The organism is Lentzea tibetensis (assembly GCF_007845675.1).
GTDB lineage: Bacteria > Actinomycetota > Actinomycetes > Mycobacteriales > Pseudonocardiaceae > Lentzea > Lentzea tibetensis.
On sequence record NZ_VOBR01000011.1, the window covers coordinates 108,002 to 128,829 of the forward strand.

Sequence of the window (20,828 nt, forward strand, 5' to 3'; positions counted from 1 at the left end):
TCGTGTCTGTGTCATTTGCCGCACGCGTGGCGGGTGCGTTGGTGCTAACGGTCGCGCTGGCCGCCCCGGCGCACGCGGCGACCGGCCAGTCGACGTGCGGCTGGATGATGAGGGGCTTCAACCACGTCGACGACTGCGGGTTCGAACGGCAAACCGAGCGGTACTCGCCCAAGATGCCCTGGTACGCCGAAGGATCCGGCTACAAGGGCATGGACCTGGGCAAGGGCTACGCGTACGAGGGGTACAACAACGCGTTCGTCCGCACCAACGACGGCCGGTGGAACTCCTGGTCCCAGCGCACCCAGGGACAGCTGCAGCGCAACAGGACCTACGAGCTGACCGCGTGGATCCGGGCGCAGGGCAACGTCGGCAAGGGCCTGCTGGGTGTCGACCTCGCCGGCTACTCGCCCGCGGTGTCGTACGCGGGCACGGGCCACTACCAGCGCGTCGTGCTGCGGTTCGACAGCGGGCCGAACACCGCGGCGACCGTGTTCATCGGGTACGAGTCGCCGGGTGTCGACTCGTGGATTCAGATCGACGAGGTCGAGCTCGTCGCCGTGTCCTGACGCGCCGTGGTGGCGGTCCACGCCTTGCGATCCAGCGCGACGCCTACCGCCACCACGGTCCACACCACGAAATACCAGGTGGTGAAGCGGGACGGCTCCGCACCGAGCGTGCCGGGCTGCAGCGTGCCCTCGACCGCGTGGAACACCAGGGTCAGCAGCGCGCTGCCGCCGGTGCGGTTGAACAGCCACGCGTAGATGATCGTCAGCGAGAACGTCGTGGCGAGCTCGAGCCAGCTGCCCAGGTTGCCGACGGTCACGAGCGGAATGTGCCAGCCCGCGACCAGCACACCGAGCACCGCCGCCGACGCGAGTGGCGAGAAAGGCATGTGCGGCAACGCGAAACCGCGCCAGCCGGGTTCCTCACCGAGCGGGCCGTCGAGCGGGTTGACCAGCCTGATCGCGAAGAACAGCGCGAGGTCCGTCCACACGAAGTTCGGCCGGATCGCACCGGACGCCAGCAGCGCGGTCACCACGTGGACGGCGATCGGCACGAGGAACGCGACCGCCCACCACTGCCAGCCGACGCGCCAGCGGATCATCCGCGCGCCCAGCTCGCGCAGCCCGGCGCGGCCGTCCGCCACGCTCGCGACGACGAGCGCCGCGACGAGCGGGCCGCACGCCTGGAACTCCAGTCGAGGCAGCACCCCGGTCAGGTACAGCGGCCACGCGCACCACGCGATCACGTAGGCCAGTGCGAAGAACGTGACGAGCCGGTGCCTTCGGATCCAGGCCACCAAGGGAATCGCCTCCTCATTCGGCGATCTGAACGCTCCTCGCTTTCCGCGTCCGGCGATACCGGGAAAACCCTGCCGGTGATCGCGGGCTGTCCCCGTGGTGGTCAGGGGCCCGCACGGCGAAATCTGAAGCCACTCAACCGAAGGGGCTTCGAGATGATGGAGTGGCTGAACGAACTGGGCTCGTGGGCGTGGGCCCGGCACCACAACGAGCTGAGCTGGTACATCCGGCCGCTGTTCCTGCTGCCGTTCGCGTACTTCAGCTACCGGCGCAGCCCGACCGGCATCGTGCTGACGCTCGTCGCGCTGGCCACGAGCATGGCGTGGTTCCCCGCGCCGGAGCACCCGAGCCAGGGGGCGATCGAGTTCCTCGCCGCCGAACGCGAGTACCTGCTGGGCACGTGGACCCCGGCGAAGCTCGCCGTAGGTCTCGTCGTGCCGCTGACGTTCGGCGGACTGGCCGTCGCGCTGTGGCGGCGGTCGTTCACGTGGGCGCTGGTCGCGATCAACGGCGGCATCCTGTTCAAGATCGTGTGGTCGTTCGTCGTGGGCGACACGTCCGGTGGAGTCGCGCTGCTGCCCTCCGCGCTGGGCGGCCTGGTCGCGGTGAACGCCGTCCTGTGGTTCGTGGCGCGGCGCCGGAGAACAGCCGTCCAGCCATGACGAGGCTGCTGATCGTCGACGACCACGCGACCTTCCGGTCGTTCGCGCGCAGGCTCCTGGTCGCGAGCGGGTTCGAGGTCGTCGGCGAGGCGGCCGGGGGAACCGACGCCGTCCGGCTGGCCGCCGAGCTGGGCCCGGACGTGGTGCTGCTGGACGTGCAGCTCCCGGACGTCGACGGGTTCCAGGTGGCGCGCTCGTTGCGCCACCTCATCGTCGTGCTGGTGTCCAGCAGGGCGCGGTCGGACTACGGCTCGCTGGTGGACACGTGCGGCGCGCGTGGTTTCATCGGGAAGGCCGAGCTCAGCGGAGATGCGCTCCGTCGCCTGCTGTGAAGGGGAGATCATGCGGGTCGTGGTGGCGGACGACGCGGCGCTGTTTCGCGAGGGTGTCGCCAGGCTGCTCACCGACGCCGGGTTCGAGGTCACCGGCAAGGTCGGTGACGCGCAGGCGTTGCTGGAGCTGGTGCGCGCCGACCCGCCGGACGTGGTGATCGTCGACATCCGGATGCCGCCCGGCTTCACCACCGAGGGACTCGACGCCGCGCGGGAGCTCCGCGAGACCCATCCCGGCGTGGGCGTGCTGGTGCTGTCCGCGCACGTCGAGCCGCACTACGCGTTGCGGCTGCTGGACTCGGACGCGCGCGGCGCAGGCTACCTGTTGAAGGAACGGGTGACCGACCTGGGCGAGCTGGCCGACGCGGTGCGCCGGGTCGCCGCGGGCGGGCTGGTGATCGACCCCGGCGTGGTCGCGCAGCTCGTCGGCCGCAAGCGCGTCGACGACCCGCTGGAGGCGTTGTCGGAACGGGAACGCGAGGTGCTCTCGGTCATGGCGGAGGGCCGGTCGAACCAGGGCATCTGCGAGCGGTTGTTCCTGAGCCCCAAGACGGTCGAGGCCTACGTGGGATCGGTGTTCACCAAGCTCGGGCTGCACCAGGGGCCGGACGACAACCGCCGGGTGCTCGCCGTGCTGGCGTACCTGCGGCGATGAGGAAGCTCTGGCTGCTGCCGGGACTCCTCGCGGCCGCCGCGATGCTGTGGGGCGGCTACGCGGTGTCGGTGCCCGCGCTGGTGCTGAACCTCGCGGTCGGCTGGTCGTTCATCGGCGGTGGGCTCGTGGCCGCGCGGCGGCGCCCGGAGAGCCGCAGCGGACACCTGATGATCGCCGTCGGGCTCGCGTGGTTCGTGCGCATCGCCGGTGCCGTCGAGAACGACGCCGCGTTCGCCGTCGGGGTCGCGACGAAGACCCTGTACCTGGCGGTGCTCGGGCACCTGCTGGTCACCTACCCGACCGGGCGGTTCACCGGCCGCTGGCAGCGCGTCGTGGTGGTCGCGGGCTACCTGCTGACCGTCCCGGTCAACGTCGGGTACCTGCTGCTGACGCCGCTCGAAACGCAGAACATCGTGGTGATCACGGAGACCGTGGTGCCGGAGGTTCCGGTGGCCGCGCTCGTCGTGCTGGTCGGCGTGACCGCGCTCGGCCTTGCCCTGCTCGCGTGGCTGCTCAGCAGGTGGCTGCGCGCGGGCAGCGTGCTGCGGCGCGATCTCGGGCCGGTGGTGTGGGGCGGAGCCGCCATCGTGCTGACCGTCGTCATCACGTACGTGGGTGCGCTGCTGCGGCTGCCGTCGTCGGTGCAGGTCGTGCTCGCCTGGTCGACCGAGGCGGTGCTGGTCGTGTGGCCGCTCGCCCTGCTGTACGGGTTGCTGCGCACCAGGCTGGACCGGTCGGCGGTCGGGGAGCTGATCGTCGAGCTGGGCGCCGGGCTGCCGGACGACCTGCGCGCCGCGCTCGCCCGCACGCTGCACGACCCGACGCTGCAGATCGGGTACTGGCGGCCGGAACGGCGGGAGTTCGTGTCCGCGGACGGCGAGGTGCTGCACGGTTCCACCTACCTGGAGAGCAACGGCACGCGGCTCGCAGTGCTCGTGCACGACCCCGCGCTCGAACCCGAGCTGGTGCGCGCGGTCGCGGCCGGTGCGGCGCTCGCCGTGCAGAACTCGTTGCGGCTGGAGGAGGTCCGCGCGTCCCGCGCCCGCATCGTCGAGGCCGCCGACGCCGCGCGCCGCCGCGTCGAGCGGGACCTGCACGACGGCGCGCAGCAGCGGCTCGTGTCCGTGATGCTCGCGCTGCGGCTGGCCCGGTCCACCGACGAACCCGGCGAGCTGCTGGCCGAGGCGCAGGCCGAACTCGGACGGGCGCTGGACGAACTGCGCGAGCTGGCCCGCGGCATCTACCCCGTGCTGCTCACCGACGCCGGGCTCGGGCCCGCGCTCACGTCGCTGGCGGAACGGTCCGCGGTGCCCGCCCGCGTGCGCGAGGTGCCCGCGCACCGACTGTCTCCTCTGGCTGAGCACACCTGCTACTTCGTCGTGTCCGAGGCGCTGGCGAACGTCGCCAAGCACGCCCAGGCGCGAGAGGTCCTCATCTCCGTGCGGTGTGCTGCCGGGACGGTCGTGGTCGAGATCGTCGACGACGGCGTCGGCGGCGCGAACCCGGCGGGCTCCGGTCTGCGCGGGCTCGACGACCGCGTCGCCGCTGCCGGCGGGAGGCTCGTCGTGACCAGTCCGGTGGGCGCGGGCACCACCGTACGTGCGGAGTTCCAGGATCTGGGAGAGTCCTTTGCGGCGTCAGTAGATTCCGATGGGTGATCACCAGACGCAGCCTGCTCGCGGCGACCGCCGGCGCACTCGCGTTCCACGGCAGCGCGCGTGCTGAACCGGGTCCGGTCGTGAAACCGCTGCCGCCCGAGTACTTCACCGTGCACGGCACCAACGCCGAGACGCGCTGGGAAGCGCTTTCCGGCGTGGGTGACCTCGTACCGATCGACCGGTTCTTCGTGCGCAACCACACGCGCACGCCGCTCATCGACGCGCAGACGTGGCGGCTGGAGCTGCACGGCACCGGACTGCGCAGGCCGCTCTCGTTGAACTACCGGGAGTTGCGCGCGCTGCCGTCGTGCACCGTCGACGCGGTCATCCAGTGCGCGGGCAACGGCCGCAGCCTCTACGCGAGCCAGCAGGGCCAGGCGGTGTCCGGCACGCCGTGGAAGCTCGGCGCGGTCGGCCTCGCGCGGTGGCGCGGCGTGAAGCTCTCGACGTTGCTGCGGCTCGCCGGGGTCCGGCGGGACGCGGTGGACGTGCTGCCGGTCGGGCTCGACCCCGAGTACGTGACCGGTGGCGTGAACCTCGGCCGGGTGCGGCGGCCGTTGCCGGTCGCGAAGGCGCTCGACGACGTGCTGGTGGCGTACGAGATGAACGGCGAGCGGCTGCCGCCCGACCACGGGTTTCCCGCACGGCTGGTGGTGCCGGGGTGGATCGGGATCGCGAGCATCAAGTGGCTCGGGTCGATCGAGGTGGCGACCACGCCGCTGTCGTCGCCGTGGAACACCCAGTACTACCGGATGATCGGGCCGGACTACCCGGCCGACGGGACGCTGGTGACCACCCAGGTCACCAAGAGCGCGTTCGAGCTGGCCTGGGGAGCCGCGCTGCCGGTCGGGCGGCACGTGCTGACCGGGCGGTCGTGGTCACCGGACGGGCGGGTCCGGCGGGTGGACGTGAGCGTCGACGGCGTGACGTGGCGGCGCGCCCGTCCCACGTCCTCCGGGCGCGGCTGGCTGCGGTGGCAGGTGCCGTGGCACGCGGAAACACCTGGTCAGCACGTTCTGCGGGCGCGGGCGACGGACGGTGCCGGGCAGGCGCAGCCGGACGTGGCGCCGTACAACACGCAGGGCTACCTTTTCGGCGCGGTGGCCAGGCATCCGGTCACCGTGGCGTGATGGTGCGTGCGCGATCGAGATCCTCGCCTGACTTGTCGACCAGCGCCCGCATGGCGGCGCACGCGGCGTCCGCGTCGTGCGCGGCCACGGCGTCGAACACCGCGCGGTGACTGGGCACGGGGTCCTCGTCGGGGCTGTTGCCGTGCACGAGCTTGTCCCGCTCGACCAGCCCGATGGCGATGATCCGCTCCACCTGCATGAGGAACACGTTGTGCGTGGCCGCCATGAGCAGCCGGTGGAAGTCGAGGTCCGCGGTGACCGTCGCGGCCAGGTCGCGCGCGGACGCCATGCGGTCCAGCGCGTCGGAGAGCGCGGTGAGCTCGGCGGGCGTGGCGCGGGTGGCGGCCAGCCGGGCGGCGGCGGGTTCGACGATCACCCGCATCTCGGTCAGCTCGTCGAACAGGCTGTGGCCCGAGTCGGCCGCTGTCTGCCAGCGCATGACGTCCGTGTCGAGCAGGTTCCACGACGTGCGCGGCTGGACGAACGTGCCGCGCTTCTGGCGCGCGTCGATCATTCCCTTGGCCGCCAGCACTTTCAGCGCCTCGCGCAGCGCGGTGAGGCTGACGTCGAGCTCGCGGCGCAGGCCGGGGAGGTCGAGCGTGTCGCCCTCGCCGATCTCGTTGGAGAGGATACGGCTCGCCAGCGCCTCGACCGTCTGGCCGTGCACGCCCCGCGGCAGCTTCTGCGTCATGCGCCGATTCTACGACACGTCATAAATTATGAATTAACCTCGTGTGTCCTGATGAGGGTGCGGATGGTGTCGATCGGGGTGCGGGCGAGGGCTGAGCCCACTCCGCACGCGACCGCGCCCGCCGCCAGCCACGCGGACACCTCCTCGGGTGCGATGCCACCGGTCGGCACGAGCGGCGCGTGGGGGAGTGCGGCGCGGACGTCCTGGACCCAGCGCGGAGTGGGCGCCGGGAACACCTTCACCGCGTCGGCACCGGCTTCGAGCGCGTGCACGATCTCGGTGACCGTCGCGGCACCGGGCAACGCGGCCGCGCCGTGCCGGTGCGCGGCGCGGATGACCGACGGCTCCAGGTTGGGCGAGACGAGGAACCGGGCGCCCGCGCGGATCGCGAGCACCGCGGACGTCTCATCGAGCACGGTGCCCGCGCCGATCGTGGCCCGCGGGTAGGTGCGGCTCAGGAACTCGATGGCCGCCAGCGCGCCGGGGTTGGTGAGCGGCAGCTCGAGCGACGTGATGCCCGCGTCCAGCAGCGGGACGGCCGCCTCGATCGCGAGGTCCGTCGACGGCGTGCGGACGATCGCGATGATGCCCTGCCGCAGCACGGCACTCGTGATCTCCCAGCGGAAACTCATCGGTCCACGTCCTCGCCTCCGTGCGGGCGGTCGGGCAGTCCCTCGATGTCCGTCACGGCGCCGACGACCAGCGCGGCCGACGCGACTCCTTGGCGCAGCGCGGTTTCCGGGGTCGCGCCGCGCAGCCACATCGACAGGTAGCCGGACGTGAGCGCGTCACCGGCGCCGACCGGGTCGACGACCCGCGTCGCCATCGTGTCGAGCCGCCACGCGCCGGCCGCGGTCACGACCTCCGCGCTGCGGTCGCGGTGCTTCACGACGACCGCGCTCGCGCCGCCGTCGAGCAGCTCGCCGACGGACGTCTCGGCGACGTCCAGCTCGTCGGATCCGGTGAACACCAGGTCGGCGCGTGAGATCAGCGGGGCCAAGGCTTCGCGCCACTGCTCGGTGGTGCCGAGCTTGCGGCGGACGTTCGGGTCGAACGAGATCGTGGCGCCTTCCGAGCGGGCCAGGTCGAACAGTTCCGCGACGGCTTCCCGCGCGCCGGGCGAGAGCATCGCGGTGATCCCGGAGACGTGCACGAGCCGTGCCCCGTCGAGACCGGCCGACCGCACGTAGCCGGCCGACAACCCGCAGGCGGCCGAGCCCGCCCGCTCGTAGCGGACCTCGATCGGGCGGCCGGCGTGGCTGTCCCGCAACAGCAGTCCGGTGTACCGCTCGGAATCGCGTTCCACCGCGGAGGTGTCGACGTTCTCCGACCGCAGCACGGACAGCACGGCCTCACCGGACGAGTCGGCGCCGAGCCTGCTCAGCCACCGCACCCGGTGCCCGAGTCTGGCCAGCCCGACGGCCACGTTCGACTCCGCGCCCGCCACGCAGGCGTGGAACGTCCTCGCGCGGCGCAGTGCCACGCCGTGCTCGGCGACCAGCAGGTGCATCGCCTCGCCGAGCGTCACGACCTCGGTGCTCATCGCGGCCCAGCGTACATGCCTACGGCATAAATTAGTATTTAATCTTGACATTGCTGGTGTGGGCCGAGCAGGCTGCATGCATGTCCACTCGCCACCAGCGCGCGTCCACAGTGGACGCTGGTGCACCAGAACTCGCTGTGACGTGAGGAGAAGCGATGCGCTGTGCGGTCGTGACCGGTGCGGTGTCGGGGATCGGTGCCGCCACTGCGGCGCGGCTGACCGACGACGGGTGGGCCGTCGTCGGGGTCGACGTGGCCGCGGGCGCCGACGTGCGCGGTGACGTCAGCGACGAGGCCACGTGGGTGTCCGTGCTCGCGCTGGCCGAGGAGCGTGCGGGAGGCGTGGACGCGTTGGTGAGCAACGCTTTCACCATGACCGTCGCGCCGCTCGGCGAGACGAGCAGGGACGAGTGGGACCGGCAGCTCGCGGTCAACCTCGGCGGCGCGTTCCTCGGTGCGCGCGCGTGCCTGCCGTCGCTGACCGAGCGCACGGGCTCGATCGTGCTGGTGTCGTCCGTGCACGCGCACTTCGGGCTGCCCGGTCACGGCGCGTACGCCGCGACGAAGGGCGGTCTGGTGTCGCTGGGACGGCAGCTGGCCGTCGAGTACGCGCCTGCCGTCCGGGTGAACACGGTGTCGCCCGGCCCGATTCTCACGCCATTGTGGGACGACATCGGCGAGGCCGACCGGGAACGCAGCGTGCGCGCCACACCGGCGGGCAGGCTCGGCGACCCGGCCGAGGTGGCGTCGGTGATCGCGTTCCTGCTGTCACCGGCCGCGTCGTTCGTGACGGGCGCCGAGCTCGTCGTCGACGGCGGCTGGTCGGCCGCCAAGGACGCAGCACGAGGGGGCTTCGTTGAAGATCACCGGTATCGAGACGTTCCTGGTCGCACCGCGCTGGCTGTTCCTGAAGGTGAGCACCGACGAGGGCGTCAGCGGCTGGGGCGAGCCGGTGGTGGAGGGCCGCGCGGAGACCGTGCGCGCGGCCGTGCACGAGCTGGCCGACCTCGTGGTCGGGCAGGACCCGCTGCGCATCGAGGACCACTGGCAGGTGTTGCGGCGCGGCGGTTTCTACCGCGGCGGGCCGGTGCTCTCCAGTGCGCTGTCCGGCTACGACCACGCGCTGTGGGACATCGCGGGCAAGGTGCGCGGCGTGCCCGTGCACGAGCTGCTCGGCGGCCCGGTGCGCGACCGGGTGCGGGTGTACTCGTGGGTCGGTGGTGACCGTCCGGTCGACGTGCACGAGGCCGTCTCCGCGCGTGTGGAGGCCGGGTTCACCGCGGTGAAGATGAACGTGTCCGGCGAGATGAACGCGATCGCCACACCCCGCGAGGCGGACGCGGTGCTGGCTCGCGCCCGGCAGGCGCGCGAGGCGCTCGGCCCGGACCGCGACCTCGCGATCGACTTCCACGGCCGCGTGTCACCGGCTATGGCGCGACGGCTGGTGCGGATGCTCGAGGAGGTGCAGCCGATGTTCGTCGAGGAACCGGTCGTGCCGGAGGTCCAGGGCGACGTGCTGGCGTCCGTGGTGTCGGCGAGCACCGTCCCGATCGCGACGGGGGAGCGGCTGTACTCGCGGTGGGACTTCAAGCCGGTGCTGGACGCGGGCGTCGCCGTCGTGCAGCCCGATCCGTCGCACGCGGGCGGCATTTCGGAACTGCGCCGCATCGCCGCGCTCGCCGAGGTCTACGGCGCCTCGCTCGCGCCGCACTGCCCGCTGGGGCCGATCTCGCTCGCCGCGAGCCTGCAGGTCGCGTTCGTGACGCCGAACTTCCTGATCCAGGAGCAGAGCGCGGGCATGCACTACCACGGCGGTGTCGAGCCGGAGTACCTCGTGGACGCCTCGGTCTTCCGGTTCACCGACGGTTTCGTCGGCAGGCCGACCGGTCCGGGACTCGGCATCGAGGTCGACGAAGCGGTCGTGCGGAGGGCCGCCGAGGTCGGTCACGCGTGGCGCTCGCCGGTGTGGCGTCATGAGGACGGTGGCTTCGCGGAGTGGTGACCTGCGCCGTTGGTTGGTGGTCTAGTCCGATCTGAACCCGTTCTGTTACCCGTCCGTAGTCCGACGTGAGACACCGGAACGATCAGAGGAGACCACATGGGCGGACGCGCTCGACACCGCAAGCCCGCCGTTATCGGTGCTGGCGCAATGCTGGTCATCGCCGCGGCAGTTGCCGGCTTCACGGCCTTCGGCGGGACGGACAGCCAGGCCGCGGAGAGCTGCGGCGGGCTGGACACCGCGCTGCAGAACAACCTGAACTTCATAGCCGGCCAGAAGGCCAACCCCGACGCGCTGTCCGAGGCGAGGATCGCCAACCGGCAGGCCGTCGTCGATCTGATCCAGCAGCGTCGCGCTGCCGCCGGGTGCGCCGGTGAGGTCGCGGCTGAGGATCAGGGCAAGGCCAAGGGCAAGGACAAGGCCGCGGACAAGGCGGCTGACAAGGCCGACAAGGCCGCGGGCAAGGCCGCCGACAAGGCGGACAAGGCGGCGGACGACGCCGCTGCGGAAGACGATGCTGCTGCGGACGATGCCGCGGCGGGCGATGCCAAGGGCGGCCAGCAGGTCTGCAACGGCTCGACCGTGACGCTGTCCGGCGAGGGCGGCGCTCCGGCCGCCTCGAGCAACCAGTTCCCGGCAGGCACCACCTTGAAGGTGACCAACCTGGACAACAACAAGTCCACGACGGTCAAGGTCACCTCGGTGTCCGGCAGCTGTGCGCTGCTCAACAACGCGGCCTTCGAACAGGTTCGCGAGCCGGGCAAGCTCCTGATCCGGCGCGCCAAGATCGAGAAGATCGGCTGAGTTCCTCTTGCGAGGGCCGTGCACCGGGAACTTCCCGGTGCACGGCCTGTTTCGCGGCTAGTCGCACTTCCGCCAGTCGAGGTGGTAGGTGGCGCTGAGGTCAGGGCTCATCGTGATCGCGCTGAGCTCGGTCGTAGCGGCCTTGTTGACGCGGGTTTCGGTGTTCACGTTGAGGTTCCACGACTGACCGCACGGCGGGTAGAAGATCTGGTCCGGGTTGGCGGTGTCGGTGGTGTTCCACTTGTCGTTCAGCGGGCCCTTGAACGTGTGCGTCATTGGCAGGGTGGACGGTGATCCCGCGAAGTAGTAACTGCCGCGCAGCACCGCGTTCGCGCCCTGCAGGATCTTCGCGGATCCGTGGTGCTCGACCTTCGAGATGCCCCACGTGTACTCGGCGGGGTACTTGAACCGCACGTTGATCTGGCAGTTCTTGCGGAACTCGGTGGGCGTCGCTCCGGAGCCCGCTCGTGCCTGGAAGTTGCTGTACGCCACCGTGAACGCCGAGTTGCCCTTGGCCATCGCGACCGAGGCCGTCTTCGCGGCGCACCCGGACCCGTTGACCGCCACGAGCTCGACGGAGACGGACGGGGGTGGGGGGACCGCACCGGCGGTGCTCGGCGGGAGGATCGCCGACAACGCCAATGCCACAACCGTCATCGTGCCCAGCATGAAGGACCTTTCTGTCCGTACTGCGCGACGGCGGCACGGCACCCTACAGCGGCGGGGCGAGTTTCGTCCCGTTGCGATCCCCGTGTGGACATCCGAATGTTGTTGTGGGTGAACGAAATTGGTTGAGCTCGACCCGGAACTGGCATACCGGATGGTGTTCGGGCACCGGCTCGGGGTAAGAAGTCCCGTGCCCCGCCTCACGCGCGCTTTCCTCCGCCCGTCGTATCTTTCGTGCCATCCGTCGCGCTACTCCTGCCTTCCGGCGCGCGGGGTGTCCGTTCGGTCGCCGTGCGTGGTGCGTTCGGGGCACCCTGGGGGGCGGCGGCCGGGAGCAGTGGATCTGTCCGGGCGCCGACCTGATCAGGTGCTTCGGGCACGGGTCTCTGGTGGATACCTGGCGGACTCGATCTTCGCCGGTATTCTTGATCAGGTGCAACGCTGACGCCCTGTCGAGCGATGAGAGTGCCAGTGACCCAATGCTGCTGGTAGGAGCGCGATGACACTGGTGCGGTGCGGTACCGCTACGTCCACCGGCCTGGTGCGCGACACGAACGAGGACAACATGTTCGCCGGCGAACGAATCTTCGTCGTAGCGGACGGGATGGGCGGCCACGCGGCCGGCGAGGTGGCGAGCGCGCTCGTCGTCGACCGGCTGAGGGCCCTCGACGAGCGTGGTGAGCTGGGGCTGGACGACATCAGGACCGAGTTGGCGGCGGCCAACCAGGAGATGCTGGCGGACGTGTCACCCGAGCACGGCGGCATGGGCACGACGGTGTCGGGCATCGCGCTGCTGGAGGTCGACGGCACGCCGCACTGGATCGTGTTCAACATCGGCGACTCGCGGGTCTACCGGTTCGCCGACGACGAGCTGGCCCGGTTGACCGTCGACCACTCCGAGGTCGAGGAGCTGGTCGCGCAGGGGCTGCTGACGCCGGAGCAGGCGCTGCTCTACCCGCGGCGCAACATCGTGACCCGTGCGCTCGGCACGTCGATGTCGCCCGAGCCGGACCAGTGGGTGTTCCCCGCGCGGCCCGGCGAGCGGTTCGTCGTGTGCACGGACGGACTGACGAACGAGATCTCGGACGGCGTGATCGCCGAGGTCATGCGAGGTGAAGAGGACGCGGTGGACGCGGCGGACGTGCTGGTGCGGCTCGCGGTCGCCGCAGGTGGGCGGGACAACGTGACCACGGTCGTCGTCGACCTCGTGGACGTGGAAGTGAGCGCGGAAGTGGATGTGGATGTGGACGCCGAGGTGCTCGTCGAGGACAACGCCGCGGGAAACACGTGATGGTCTTAGTCGACGTCAGGTCGAAGAACGGTATTAACATGACGCGAACAGGTCGGTCATCGAAGGTGACCGACGCGCGGGTGAAGCTCAGCGAGGACGCGTACTTCAGCTACGAGGTGGGCGAATGACCGAGGGCTTACCGGAGATCGCCGGTTTCCGTTACGTCCAACGGCTAGGCAGAGGTGGGTGCTCGAGCGTCCACCTGTTCCACGACGCGGGATCCGATCGCAACGTCGCGGTGAAGGTGCTGGACGACCCGGCGCTGCCTCCGTTGTTGCGCGAGCGGTTCGTCGCCGAGGCCAGGGCGGCGGCGGTGCTGGGCAACCACAGCAACGTCGTCACGGTGTACCAGGCCGGTGAGACGCGCGAGGGCCAGCTCTACGTCGCGATGCGGTACTGCCCCAATCCGGATCTCGGCAGGCTCGTCGCGAACACGCCGCTGCCCGCGGACAGCGTGCTCGCCGTCGGTGTGCAGATCGCCGGTGCGGTGCAGGCGGCGCACGAGATGCGCGTGCTGCACCGGGACATCAGGCCGGCCAACATCCTCGTCGACGAGAACCGCAAGCCGTGCCTCACCGGTTTCGGCATCGCGGGCCAGCTCGCCACTCGACAAACCAAGAGGGACGCGTTGCTGTCCGTGCCGTGGTCGGCACCCGAGGTGATCAGGCCGACCGGAGCGACCGGTGCGAACGGCGTGTCCGCCGAGGTGTTCTCGCTCGGCGCGACGCTGTGGCACCTGCTGGCCGGGCACTCGCCGTTCGTCGTGCCGCACGGCGACAACACGCGTTCGGTGATCGAGGCGCGCATCCTGCACGGCAGCCCGCGGCCGACCGGACGCGCGCCGAGGTCGATGGAGGAGCTGCTGCGCCGCGCGATGGCGCCGAACCCGCTCGCCAGGCCGAGGTCCGTCGGCGAGTTCGCCGCGGAGCTCCAGGCGGTCCAGCGCGAGCTGAGCGGCACCACCACGCCGTTCGTGTCCGATGTGGACCCGGTCCCGCTCGTGGAACCCTCGCGTCTCAAGGCCTCGACGCCTATCTTCATCGCGCAACCACCGATCCCGGTCGTGCACGCGAAGGGAGAAGCGATGGCCGCTCGCGAGGAGAAGCCGCAGCGCCGCACCCGCTGGCCCGTGTACGCGGGCGCGAGCGCGGCCGGTGTCGCCGCGGTCACCGTCGGCGTGATCCTGTTGTCCGGCAACGGTGCCTCGTCGGGGAACTCACCCGCCATCGACTCGGGCGCGCAGCCGAACGCGGCCGTGGACAGCACCGCGCCCGGCAAGCCCGCCATCACCTCGACCAGGCTCGGCGCGGGCACGTTGCGCTTCACCTGGACGTACGCGAACCAGGAGCCGACGGACACGTTCACCTGGCGCACCACGGACGAGCTGAAGACCGGCACCGCCACCGCACCGACACTCGACCTCGCCGCGACCGGCGCGCTGTGCATCGAGGTGAAGGTGGTGCGCGCGGACGGCACCACGTCCGCCGACTGGTCGCCAGAGGGCTGCGGATCCTGAGTCCGAAGTGGACGGAATCGAGGTTCGGGACGAGGACGGCGTCGCCGTCGTCCGGCTGAACCACGGTCCGGTCAACGCGCTCGACCTCGAACTGCTCACGGCGCTCCCCGTCGCGCTGGCGTCGGTCGCCGACGCGCGGGCCGTCGTGCTCACCGGAGCCGGCCGCTGCTTCTCGGCGGGCGTCGACCTGAAGCGGATCGTCGACGGGGGACCGCCGTACGTCGCGGAGTTCCTGCCCGCGCTGAGCACCGCGGTGCTCGCTGTCTTCGACCACGCGCGCCCGACGGTCGCCGCGGTCAACGGCCACGCGCTGGCGGGCGGCTGCGTCCTGGCCGCGGCCTGCGACGTGCGGCTGATGTCGGCCGGCACCATCGGGCTCACCGAACTGGCCGCCGGAGTTCCGTTTCCCACCGTGCCGCTGGAGGTCGTGAGGCACGTGGTGCGACCGGACAACCTCATGCTCACCGCTCGCACCATCGGCCCCGCCGACGCGGTCGCGCTCGGCCTGGCCGACGAGGTGGTGGAGCCCGCCGAGCTGATCGGCAGGGCCGTCGAACGGGCGAGGGAACTGGCTGCGACGCGGCCGGAGGTGTATGCACTGAGCAAACAACAGCTGCACCGCCCCACGAGGGAACGGATCGAGGCGCGCCGGCCGCTCGACGATCCGGGGGTGCGGGAGATGTGGAGTTCCCCGGCCACCCACGAGGTGCTCCGGCACTTCCTGGCGTCGCTCACCAGCCGTCGCTGACCGACCGGCATACTGGGGTGCCTCAACCGTCCGGTGTGGAGGTCTCGAAGTGACGGTGCGCGGTGTGGTCGCGGCGGGTCATCCGCTGACGGCGAAGGCCGGAGCCGACGTGTTGCGCGCCGGTGGCAACGCCGTGGACGCGGCGGTCGCGGCGGTGCTCGCGTCCTGCGTCACGGAACCGCTGCTCACCGGCCTCGGCGCCAGCGGCTACATGCTCATCTCCCCGCCCGGCCAGGAGCCGGTGCTGCTCGACTTCTCCGCCGAGGCGCCCGGCCGGGGCATCGACGTGGCGTCCAGGGCGCCGCTCATCCCGTTCGTCGTGAACTTCGGTGACGCGGACCAGACGTTCCACGTCGGCGCGTCGTCGTGCGCCGTCTACGGCGTGCCCGCCGGGGTCGAGGCGGCCGCGAAGACGTTCGGCAGCACCCCGTTGCACGAGCTGGTGCGTCCCGCCGTGCGGCTGGCCCGCGAGGGCGTGCGGGTGAACAAGCAGCAGGCGTACGTGTTCTCGCTGATCGGGTCGATCGTGGGCCGTCACCCGGTCGAGGGCGACCTGCTGCACGAGCACGAGCTCGCGGAGACGCTGGCGCGGCTCGGGAACGACGGCGCGGAGCCGTTCTACACCGGCGACATCGGCCACGCGATCGCCGACGAGGTGCTCGAGCACGGCGGCATGATCAGCCGCGCGGACCTGGAGGCCTACCGGGTCGTGCCGCGCACGCCGATGAAGGTGACCTACCGGGGCCGCGACGTCTACACGAACCCGCCGCCGAGCGCAGGCGGCGAGCTGCTGGCGCACGCGCTGGAGCTGCTGCCCGAACGGCCGGGCCCGACGGCGCTGGCGAAGGCCATGGTCGCCGCGACGGTGAACCGGCTCGGCTCCACCACGCACATCTCGGTGCTCGACGCTCAGGGCATGGCGTGCACGGTGACCTGCACGAACGGTGAGGGATCCGGTGTGGCCGTGCGCGGAACCGGCGTGCACGTGAACAACATGATGGGAGAGGAGGACCTGTCGCCCGCCGGGTTCTTCACGCACCTCCCCGGCGACCGGCTGCCGTCGATGATGGCGCCGACGATCGTCACCCGCGACGGCCAGCCGGAGCTGGTGCTCGGCTCGGCAGGGTCGAGCCGCATCTTCGGCGCGATCCTGCAGGTGATCGTGAACGTCATCGACCACGGCATGCGCGTGCAGGACGCGGTCGACGCGCCCAGGCTGCACGCGCAGGGCGACCTCGTCTTCGTCGAACCCGGCGTGGACGTCACGGGACTCGGTGCGGTGCAGCGGTTCCGCGCGGCGAACATGTTCTTCGGCGGGTGCCAGGCGGTGGAGCGGGTCTGGTCCACCGGTGAGCTGATCGGTGGCGGCGACCACCGGCGCGGCGGCGTCGCGGTCACCGCCTGAGCCACCGTAATTCGCTTGTCCCGGCCACAGGTCCGCGCTGCACTGTGGCGATGGAGATCCGTTCCACGACCGACCAGGACCTCGACGTCTTCGTCGACACGGTCCACGCGGCTTTCGGGCGCTTCCCGGAAACCCCGGCCGACGGCGGCGGGCTCTGGTGGTCGGCGCTCGAGATGGACCGCGGCCTGCTCGCCGTGACGGCGGACGGACGGCCCGTCGGCACGGCCGCCGCGTACTCCTTCGAGCTGACCCTGCCCGGTGAGGCCATCGTCCCGGCCGCCGGGGTGAGCGCCGTCGGCGTCCTGCCGTCGCACCGGCGCCAGGGCGTGCTCAGCGCGCTGATGCGGTATCAGCTCACCGAGCTGCGGGCCCGCGGTGAGTTCCTCTCCGTGCTGCTGGCCTCCGAGGCCCGGATCTACGGCAGGTTCGGCTACGGACCGGCAACCTGCACGCAACGGCTCACGGTGCAGCGCCACCAGGCCTCCTTCGCCCGTCCGCGCGGAACGGCCGACGCACCGGACACCGGCTCGGTCGAGCTGCTGCGGCGTGCCGAATGCGGCGTGATCCTGGAAGAGGTCTACGACCGGTACCGCCGCGCGCAGCCCGGCGCGCTGTCCCGGCCGCACCGCTGGTGGGCATCGGGCGCGGGGCAGCCTCCGGTCACTCCGGCACCGCGCTACGTCGCCGTCCACCGCGACGCCGGCGGCGTCCCGGACGGGTACGCCAGCTACTCGCTCGGCGAGTCCGGCACCCTGACGGTCGACGAGACCATCGCCACCGACGACGCCGTCTCCACGGCACTGGCCCGGTTCGTGCTCGACCACGATCTGGTCACCCAGGTCGTGTTCAAGCACGTCTCGCCCGACCACCCGCTGCGCTGGCAGCTCGCGGACTTCCGCGCCGGCCAGATGACCGACGACGACTGGCTCTGGGTGCGACTGCTGGACGTCCCGCGTGCGCTGACCGCGCGCGGCTGGTTCACCGACGGCGAGCTCGTGCTCGACGTCGACGACCCGTTCCTCGGCGAGCACGGCCGCTACCTGCTGACCGTTCGGGACAGCAAGGCCGAGTGCGTGCCGACGGACCGGGATCCCGACCTGTCACTGGACGTGCGCGACCTGGGCTCGGTCTACCTCGGCGGCACCGCCCCGAGCACGCTCGTGCGCGCCGGGCACATCCGGGCCCACCGCTCAGGCGCGGCCACCGTCGCGGACGCGCTCTTTCGCGCTGAGCGCGCCCCGCACTGCCTGCACTGGTTCTGATCGCGGCCGGATGTCCGGTCAGGCCGGGCGGGTGATCGCGGCGAACATGAGGCCGCGGATCTCGGCGGCGATCTCGTCGACGTCGAGTGGCGGGTCGTGCGCCTGCCACTCGCGCAGCAGTCCGGTGACGGCGCCGACGAGCGCGATCGCGGTGAGCCGGTAGCTGCGGTCCGGCGCGACGCCCTGCGCCGCCGCGTGCCTGGCCTCGGCCTCGATGAACTCCGCCCAGCGCACGACCCAGCGCAGGTGCTGGCGCTCCAGGTCGGCGTTCACCCCGACCGCCTCGACGTAGTTCAGCCGCGGCAGCCGGGGATCGGACGTCACGCTCGCGACGAACGCGTCGAGCAGGGTCGCGATGCGGGTCGCGGCGTCCGCGTCGCCGAGTCCGGCCAGCGCGTCGGTGACCCGTTGCAGCGCCAGCGAGTTGATCAGGTCGTGCAGCACCAGGAGCACCTGCTCCTTGCTGTCGAACTCCTCGTAGAAGTTCCGCGTGGAGACCCCGGCCTCGGCGCACAGCTGGGAGATCTTGGTCTGCGCGAACCCCGTCGTGGTGAAGAGCTGGAGCGCGGCCCGCAGCAGCTTCTCGCGGCGCTCGGCACGGCGTTGCTCGGCCGCGACACCGCCGTACGACCGGCCCACGGGTTACCTCCATCTGGTAATGGGGATTGTCAGATTACGTCATCTGGGCCTACATTGCGAAAACGGCGGTTACCACACTGTTTCCGGGAGGCAACGATGCCGAGCCGAGCCGTCACGTCCCTGCTCGCCGCGGTCCTGATCACCAGCGCGGTCGTCCCCGCTGCACAGGCGGCGGCACCGGGTGACGTGATCAGCAGCAGTCACGTCACGCTCCCGCTGTTCCCGGTTCCGGTGAACGCGCGGCAGATCCTCTACCGCTCGACCTCGGCCACGGGTGCGGCGAACACCGTGTCCGGCATCGTGCTCGAGCCACCGAAGCCGTGGACGGGGGCCGGTCCGCGCCCGGTCGTCGCCTACGCGATGGGCACCCAGGGCCTCGCGGACGAGTGCGCGCCGTCGAACCAGCTGCGCAAGGGCAGCGAGGTCGAGATCGCGTTCCTCGTGCAGGCCGTGCAGAAGGGCTGGGCCGTCGCGGTCACCGACTACGAGGGCCTCGGCACGCCGGGGACGCACACCTACGCCGTCGGCCAGTCCGAGGGCCGCGCGCTGCTCGACGTCGCCCGCGCCGCGACCAGCCTGCTGAACGTGGCCAAAGCGCCGATCGGCGTGTTCGGCTACTCGCAGGGCGGGCAGGCCGCCTCGTTCGCCGGCGAGCTGTGGGCCCGCTACGCGCCGGAGCTGAACGTCGTGGGCGTCGCGGAGGGCGGCGTGCCCGCCGACCTCGCCGAGGTGGCCGCGTTCAACGACGGCAACGCGGGCTCGGGTCTCGTGTTCGGTGCCGCGGCCGGCTACGCGACCGCGTACCCCGAGCTCCCGCTCACCGACGTGCTGAACGCCCGCGGCCGCGCGGTGATCGAGCGGGTCAAGGAGTCCTGCGTGGTCGAGCTGGCGCTGACCGCGCCGTTCACCCGGCTCAACGACCTGACGACGACACCGGACGTGATCAAGGACCCGCGCTGGCAGGCCAGGCTCGCGGAGAACCGGCTCGGCACGGTGAAGCCCGCCGCGCCGGTGTACCTCTACCACGGCACGGTCGACGAGCTGATCCCGTTCTCCGTCGGGCGCGGGCTGCGCGACCGGTACTGCGCGCGGGGCGCGACCGTGCAGTGGACCGCACTGCCGCTCGCCGGGCACATCGGCGCGATCAGCGCGTGGGGGACCAACGCGCTGAACTGGCTCGGCGACCGCTTCGCGGGCAAGCAGGCCACGTCGAACTGCTAGACCTCCAGTGCGAGCAACTCGTCCACCGTCTGGCGGCGCCGGATCAGGCGTGCGGCGCCGCCGTCGAACAGCACCTCGGGGATCAGCGGCCGCGAGTTGTAGTTGGACGACATGCTCGCGCCGTACGCCCCCGTGTCGTGGAACACGACGAGGTCGCCGATCTCGGTGCGCGGCAACGGAACCGGGTGCACCTCGCCGTGCGCGTCCTGGGTGAACACGTCACCGGACTCGCACAGCGGACCCGCCAGCACGGTGTCCACGCCGTCGTCCGTGCGCGATGCGCCGGACGGGCTCAGCACGGACATGCGGTGCGCGCTGCCGTACATCGCGGGCCGCATCAGGTCGTTGAACCCGGCGTCGACGAGCACGAAGTGGTTGCTGCCCATGGGCTTCTGCGCGCGGACCTCGGTGACGAGCGCGCCGGACGAGGCGACGAGGAACCGGCCGGGCTCGATCTCCAGACGCACCGGGTGGCCCAGCTCGGACACCAGCTCCCGGCGGGCGGAGTCCCAGATCCGGAAGTAGCGGTCGGTGTCGACGGCGGGCTGGCCGGGCGCGTACGGCACGGAGAGCCCGCCGCCCGCGGAGATCGCGCGCACGTCGTGGCCGGTCATGCGGACCTGCTTCAGCATCGTCTCGCACACCGCCTCGAGGTGGTCGTAGTCGACACCGGAGCCGATGTGCATGTGCAGGCCGACGAGGTCGAGCCGGTACCTGCGCACGAGCGCGAGGCTCTCCTCCAGGTGCTCGTGCCAGATGCCGTGCTTGCTGTGCTCGCCGCCGGTGTTGGTCTTGCGGCTGTGGCCGTGACCGAAGCCGGGGTTGATCCGGATCCACACCGGGTGGCCGGGTGAGACCTCACCGAGCTGCGACAGCATCTGCGGCGAGCCCGCGTTCACTCCGATGCCCAGTTCGACGACCTTGCGCAGCGTGGGGCGGTCCAGCAGGTCCGCGGTGAACACGACCGGCTCGTCGGGGCCGTGCACGTCGTAGCCCGCCGCGAGCGCGCGGTCGATCTTGCCGGACGACACGGCGTCGACGTGCACGCCCTGCTCGCGCATCAGCCGCAGCACGTGGACGTTCGAGCACGCCTTCTGCGCGAACCGGATCACGTCGAAGCTGCGCAGTTTCGCGATCTGCCCGCGAATCGTGGCGGCGTCGTACACCCACAACGGGGTGCCGTGTGCCGCGGCGGCCTCGGCGAGCTGGGGTCCGGTGAAGGGCGTGTCGATCACAACGTCAACGGTAGACCCGGTTCCACTCTGTCTACTGTGGACTGAACAGGTGCGTCCTTTCGGCACGGACA

At 71.2% G+C, this 20,828-nt stretch carries 21 protein-coding genes and 1 pseudogene; 15 read left to right on the plus strand and 7 right to left on the minus strand.

Annotation, left to right across the window (positions count from 1 at the left end; genetic code table 11):
* Window positions 1-2: 2 nt before the first annotated feature.
* Window positions 3-566, plus strand: coding sequence for a hypothetical protein (locus FKR81_RS18890; protein WP_146353398.1), 564 nt, complete (start codon window positions 3-5; stop codon window positions 564-566).
* Here the strand turns inward: FKR81_RS18890 and FKR81_RS18895 are convergent.
* Window positions 530-1,300 (minus strand): CPBP family intramembrane glutamic endopeptidase, encoded by a 771-nt coding sequence (locus FKR81_RS18895; protein ID WP_146353399.1) that lies wholly within the window; start codon window positions 1,298-1,300, stop codon window positions 530-532. The two genes, FKR81_RS18890 and FKR81_RS18895, sit on opposite strands and share 37 nt — an antisense overlap.
* Before the next feature lie 156 nt (window positions 1,301-1,456).
* On the opposite strand from FKR81_RS18895, the gene FKR81_RS18900 reads away from it, so the two are divergent.
* The 5 genes from FKR81_RS18900 to FKR81_RS18920 are packed head-to-tail and all read left to right on the plus strand — an operon-like array spanning window position 1,457 to window position 5,738.
* Window positions 1,457-1,963 (plus strand): hypothetical protein, encoded by a 507-nt coding sequence (locus tag FKR81_RS18900; protein WP_146353400.1) that lies wholly within the window; start codon window positions 1,457-1,459, stop codon window positions 1,961-1,963.
* On the plus strand, window positions 1,960-2,295 hold the full coding sequence (locus FKR81_RS18905) for a response regulator (RefSeq protein WP_146353401.1): 336 nt from the start codon (window positions 1,960-1,962) through the stop codon (window positions 2,293-2,295). Before FKR81_RS18900 ends, FKR81_RS18905 begins: the two co-directional genes overlap by 4 nt.
* Window positions 2,296-2,305: 10 nt before the next feature.
* On the plus strand, window positions 2,306-2,950 hold the full coding sequence (locus FKR81_RS18910; RefSeq protein WP_146353402.1) for a response regulator transcription factor: 645 nt from the start codon (window positions 2,306-2,308) through the stop codon (window positions 2,948-2,950).
* Complete coding sequence (locus FKR81_RS18915) at window positions 2,947-4,608, plus strand: sensor histidine kinase (protein WP_146353403.1); 1,662 nt, start codon at window positions 2,947-2,949, stop codon at window positions 4,606-4,608. Before FKR81_RS18910 ends, FKR81_RS18915 begins: the two co-directional genes overlap by 4 nt.
* On the plus strand, window positions 4,605-5,738 hold the full coding sequence (locus tag FKR81_RS18920) for a sulfite oxidase (RefSeq protein ID WP_146353404.1): 1,134 nt from the start codon (window positions 4,605-4,607) through the stop codon (window positions 5,736-5,738). The genes FKR81_RS18915 and FKR81_RS18920 overlap by 4 nt, the downstream gene beginning before the upstream one ends.
* Here FKR81_RS18920 and FKR81_RS18925 read toward each other — a convergent pair.
* Genes FKR81_RS18925 through FKR81_RS18935 form a run of 3 tightly spaced genes read right to left on the minus strand, consistent with a single transcriptional unit; the run spans window position 5,725 to window position 7,972 of the window.
* Entirely contained in the window at window positions 5,725-6,429 is a 705-nt protein-coding gene (locus FKR81_RS18925; RefSeq protein WP_146353405.1) for a FadR/GntR family transcriptional regulator, read from the minus strand. The two genes, FKR81_RS18920 and FKR81_RS18925, sit on opposite strands and share 14 nt — an antisense overlap.
* A 26-nt stretch (window positions 6,430-6,455) precedes the next feature.
* On the minus strand, window positions 6,456-7,061 hold the full coding sequence (locus tag FKR81_RS18930; RefSeq protein WP_146353406.1) for a bifunctional 4-hydroxy-2-oxoglutarate aldolase/2-dehydro-3-deoxy-phosphogluconate aldolase: 606 nt from the start codon (window positions 7,059-7,061) through the stop codon (window positions 6,456-6,458).
* Window positions 7,058-7,972 (minus strand): sugar kinase, encoded by a 915-nt coding sequence (locus tag FKR81_RS18935; protein ID WP_146353407.1) that lies wholly within the window; start codon window positions 7,970-7,972, stop codon window positions 7,058-7,060. The genes FKR81_RS18930 and FKR81_RS18935 overlap by 4 nt, the downstream gene beginning before the upstream one ends.
* 155 nt (window positions 7,973-8,127) lie before the next feature.
* Between FKR81_RS18935 and FKR81_RS18940 the strand changes: the two are divergent.
* The 3 genes and pseudogenes from FKR81_RS18940 to FKR81_RS18950 all read left to right on the plus strand — a co-directional run.
* Window positions 8,128-8,814 (plus strand): annotated as a pseudogene (locus tag FKR81_RS18940) (SDR family NAD(P)-dependent oxidoreductase); the annotation flags it as partial.
* A 13-nt stretch (window positions 8,815-8,827) separates the two neighbouring features.
* Window positions 8,828-9,973, plus strand: coding sequence for a galactonate dehydratase (gene dgoD / locus FKR81_RS18945; RefSeq protein ID WP_146353408.1), 1,146 nt, complete (start codon window positions 8,828-8,830; stop codon window positions 9,971-9,973).
* Between the two features lie 96 nt (window positions 9,974-10,069).
* A complete protein-coding gene (locus tag FKR81_RS18950) occupies window positions 10,070-10,774 on the plus strand; it encodes an RlpA-like double-psi beta-barrel domain-containing protein (RefSeq protein ID WP_146353409.1) in 705 nt (234 codons plus the stop codon).
* A gap of 57 nt (window positions 10,775-10,831) precedes the next feature.
* Here the strand turns inward: FKR81_RS18950 and FKR81_RS18955 are convergent, their stop codons facing one another.
* Window positions 10,832-11,431, minus strand: coding sequence for a DUF4360 domain-containing protein (locus FKR81_RS18955; RefSeq protein ID WP_186763049.1), 600 nt, complete (start codon window positions 11,429-11,431; stop codon window positions 10,832-10,834).
* A gap of 508 nt (window positions 11,432-11,939) precedes the next feature.
* On the opposite strand from FKR81_RS18955, the gene FKR81_RS18960 reads away from it, so the two are divergent.
* The 5 genes from FKR81_RS18960 (at window position 11,940) to FKR81_RS18980 (ending at window position 17,662) form a co-directional block, all read left to right on the plus strand.
* A complete protein-coding gene (locus FKR81_RS18960) occupies window positions 11,940-12,731 on the plus strand; it encodes a PP2C family protein-serine/threonine phosphatase (protein ID WP_146353411.1) in 792 nt (263 codons plus the stop codon).
* A 124-nt stretch (window positions 12,732-12,855) separates the two neighbouring features.
* On the plus strand, window positions 12,856-14,247 hold the full coding sequence (locus FKR81_RS18965) for a serine/threonine-protein kinase (RefSeq protein WP_146353412.1): 1,392 nt from the start codon (window positions 12,856-12,858) through the stop codon (window positions 14,245-14,247).
* Window positions 14,248-14,254: 7 nt separating this feature from the next.
* Entirely contained in the window at window positions 14,255-14,995 is a 741-nt protein-coding gene (locus FKR81_RS18970) for an enoyl-CoA hydratase/isomerase family protein (protein ID WP_235921635.1), read from the plus strand.
* 49 nt (window positions 14,996-15,044) lie between these two features.
* Complete coding sequence (locus FKR81_RS18975) at window positions 15,045-16,400, plus strand: gamma-glutamyltransferase (protein ID WP_222598324.1); 1,356 nt, start codon at window positions 15,045-15,047, stop codon at window positions 16,398-16,400.
* Between the two features lie 50 nt (window positions 16,401-16,450).
* Window positions 16,451-17,662 carry a GNAT family N-acetyltransferase gene (locus FKR81_RS18980; protein ID WP_146353413.1) on the plus strand — a complete coding sequence of 404 codons (1,212 nt, stop codon included), beginning with the start codon at window positions 16,451-16,453 and terminating at the stop codon, window positions 17,660-17,662.
* 18 nt (window positions 17,663-17,680) lie between these two features.
* Here FKR81_RS18980 and FKR81_RS18985 read toward each other — a convergent pair whose 3' ends face one another.
* Window positions 17,681-18,301, minus strand: a complete 621-nt coding sequence (locus FKR81_RS18985; RefSeq protein WP_146353414.1) for a TetR/AcrR family transcriptional regulator — start codon at window positions 18,299-18,301, stop codon at window positions 17,681-17,683.
* Between the two features lie 96 nt (window positions 18,302-18,397).
* Between FKR81_RS18985 and FKR81_RS18990 the strand changes: the two genes are divergently transcribed.
* The gene (locus FKR81_RS18990; RefSeq protein WP_146353415.1) at window positions 18,398-19,522 is read left to right on the plus strand and encodes a lipase family protein; all 1,125 of its coding nucleotides are present in this window, start codon (window positions 18,398-18,400) and stop codon (window positions 19,520-19,522) included.
* On the opposite strand, the gene lysA is transcribed toward FKR81_RS18990, so the two are convergent.
* The gene (gene lysA, locus FKR81_RS18995; RefSeq protein ID WP_146353416.1) at window positions 19,519-20,757 is read right to left on the minus strand and encodes a diaminopimelate decarboxylase; all 1,239 of its coding nucleotides are present in this window, start codon (window positions 20,755-20,757) and stop codon (window positions 19,519-19,521) included. The genes FKR81_RS18990 and lysA overlap by 4 nt on opposite strands.
* Window positions 20,758-20,828 lie beyond the last annotated feature (71 nt).

What these genes read in the sequence shown, in the direction of transcription:
- FKR81_RS18925 (WP_146353405.1), bottom strand. Translation starts at nt 6,429, where the DNA reads ATGACGCAGAAGCTGCCGCGGGGCGTGCACGGCCAGACGGTCGAGGCG.
- FKR81_RS18910 (WP_146353402.1), top strand. Translation starts at nt 2,306, where the DNA reads ATGCGGGTCGTGGTGGCGGACGACGCGGCGCTGTTTCGCGAGGGTGTC.
- FKR81_RS18950 (WP_146353409.1), top strand. Translation starts at nt 10,070, where the DNA reads ATGGGCGGACGCGCTCGACACCGCAAGCCCGCCGTTATCGGTGCTGGC.
- FKR81_RS18965 (WP_146353412.1), top strand. Translation starts at nt 12,856, where the DNA reads ATGACCGAGGGCTTACCGGAGATCGCCGGTTTCCGTTACGTCCAACGG.
- FKR81_RS18990 (WP_146353415.1), top strand. Translation starts at nt 18,398, where the DNA reads ATGCCGAGCCGAGCCGTCACGTCCCTGCTCGCCGCGGTCCTGATCACC.
- FKR81_RS18900 (WP_146353400.1), top strand. Translation starts at nt 1,457, where the DNA reads ATGATGGAGTGGCTGAACGAACTGGGCTCGTGGGCGTGGGCCCGGCAC.
- FKR81_RS18960 (WP_146353411.1), top strand. Translation starts at nt 11,940, where the DNA reads ATGACACTGGTGCGGTGCGGTACCGCTACGTCCACCGGCCTGGTGCGC.
- FKR81_RS18955 (WP_186763049.1), bottom strand. Translation starts at nt 11,431, where the DNA reads ATGACGGTTGTGGCATTGGCGTTGTCGGCGATCCTCCCGCCGAGCACC.
- FKR81_RS18905 (WP_146353401.1), top strand. Translation starts at nt 1,960, where the DNA reads ATGACGAGGCTGCTGATCGTCGACGACCACGCGACCTTCCGGTCGTTC.
- FKR81_RS18935 (WP_146353407.1), bottom strand. Translation starts at nt 7,972, where the DNA reads ATGAGCACCGAGGTCGTGACGCTCGGCGAGGCGATGCACCTGCTGGTC.
- FKR81_RS18930 (WP_146353406.1), bottom strand. Translation starts at nt 7,061, where the DNA reads ATGAGTTTCCGCTGGGAGATCACGAGTGCCGTGCTGCGGCAGGGCATC.
- FKR81_RS18915 (WP_146353403.1), top strand. Translation starts at nt 2,947, where the DNA reads ATGAGGAAGCTCTGGCTGCTGCCGGGACTCCTCGCGGCCGCCGCGATG.
- FKR81_RS18980 (WP_146353413.1), top strand. Translation starts at nt 16,451, where the DNA reads ATGGAGATCCGTTCCACGACCGACCAGGACCTCGACGTCTTCGTCGAC.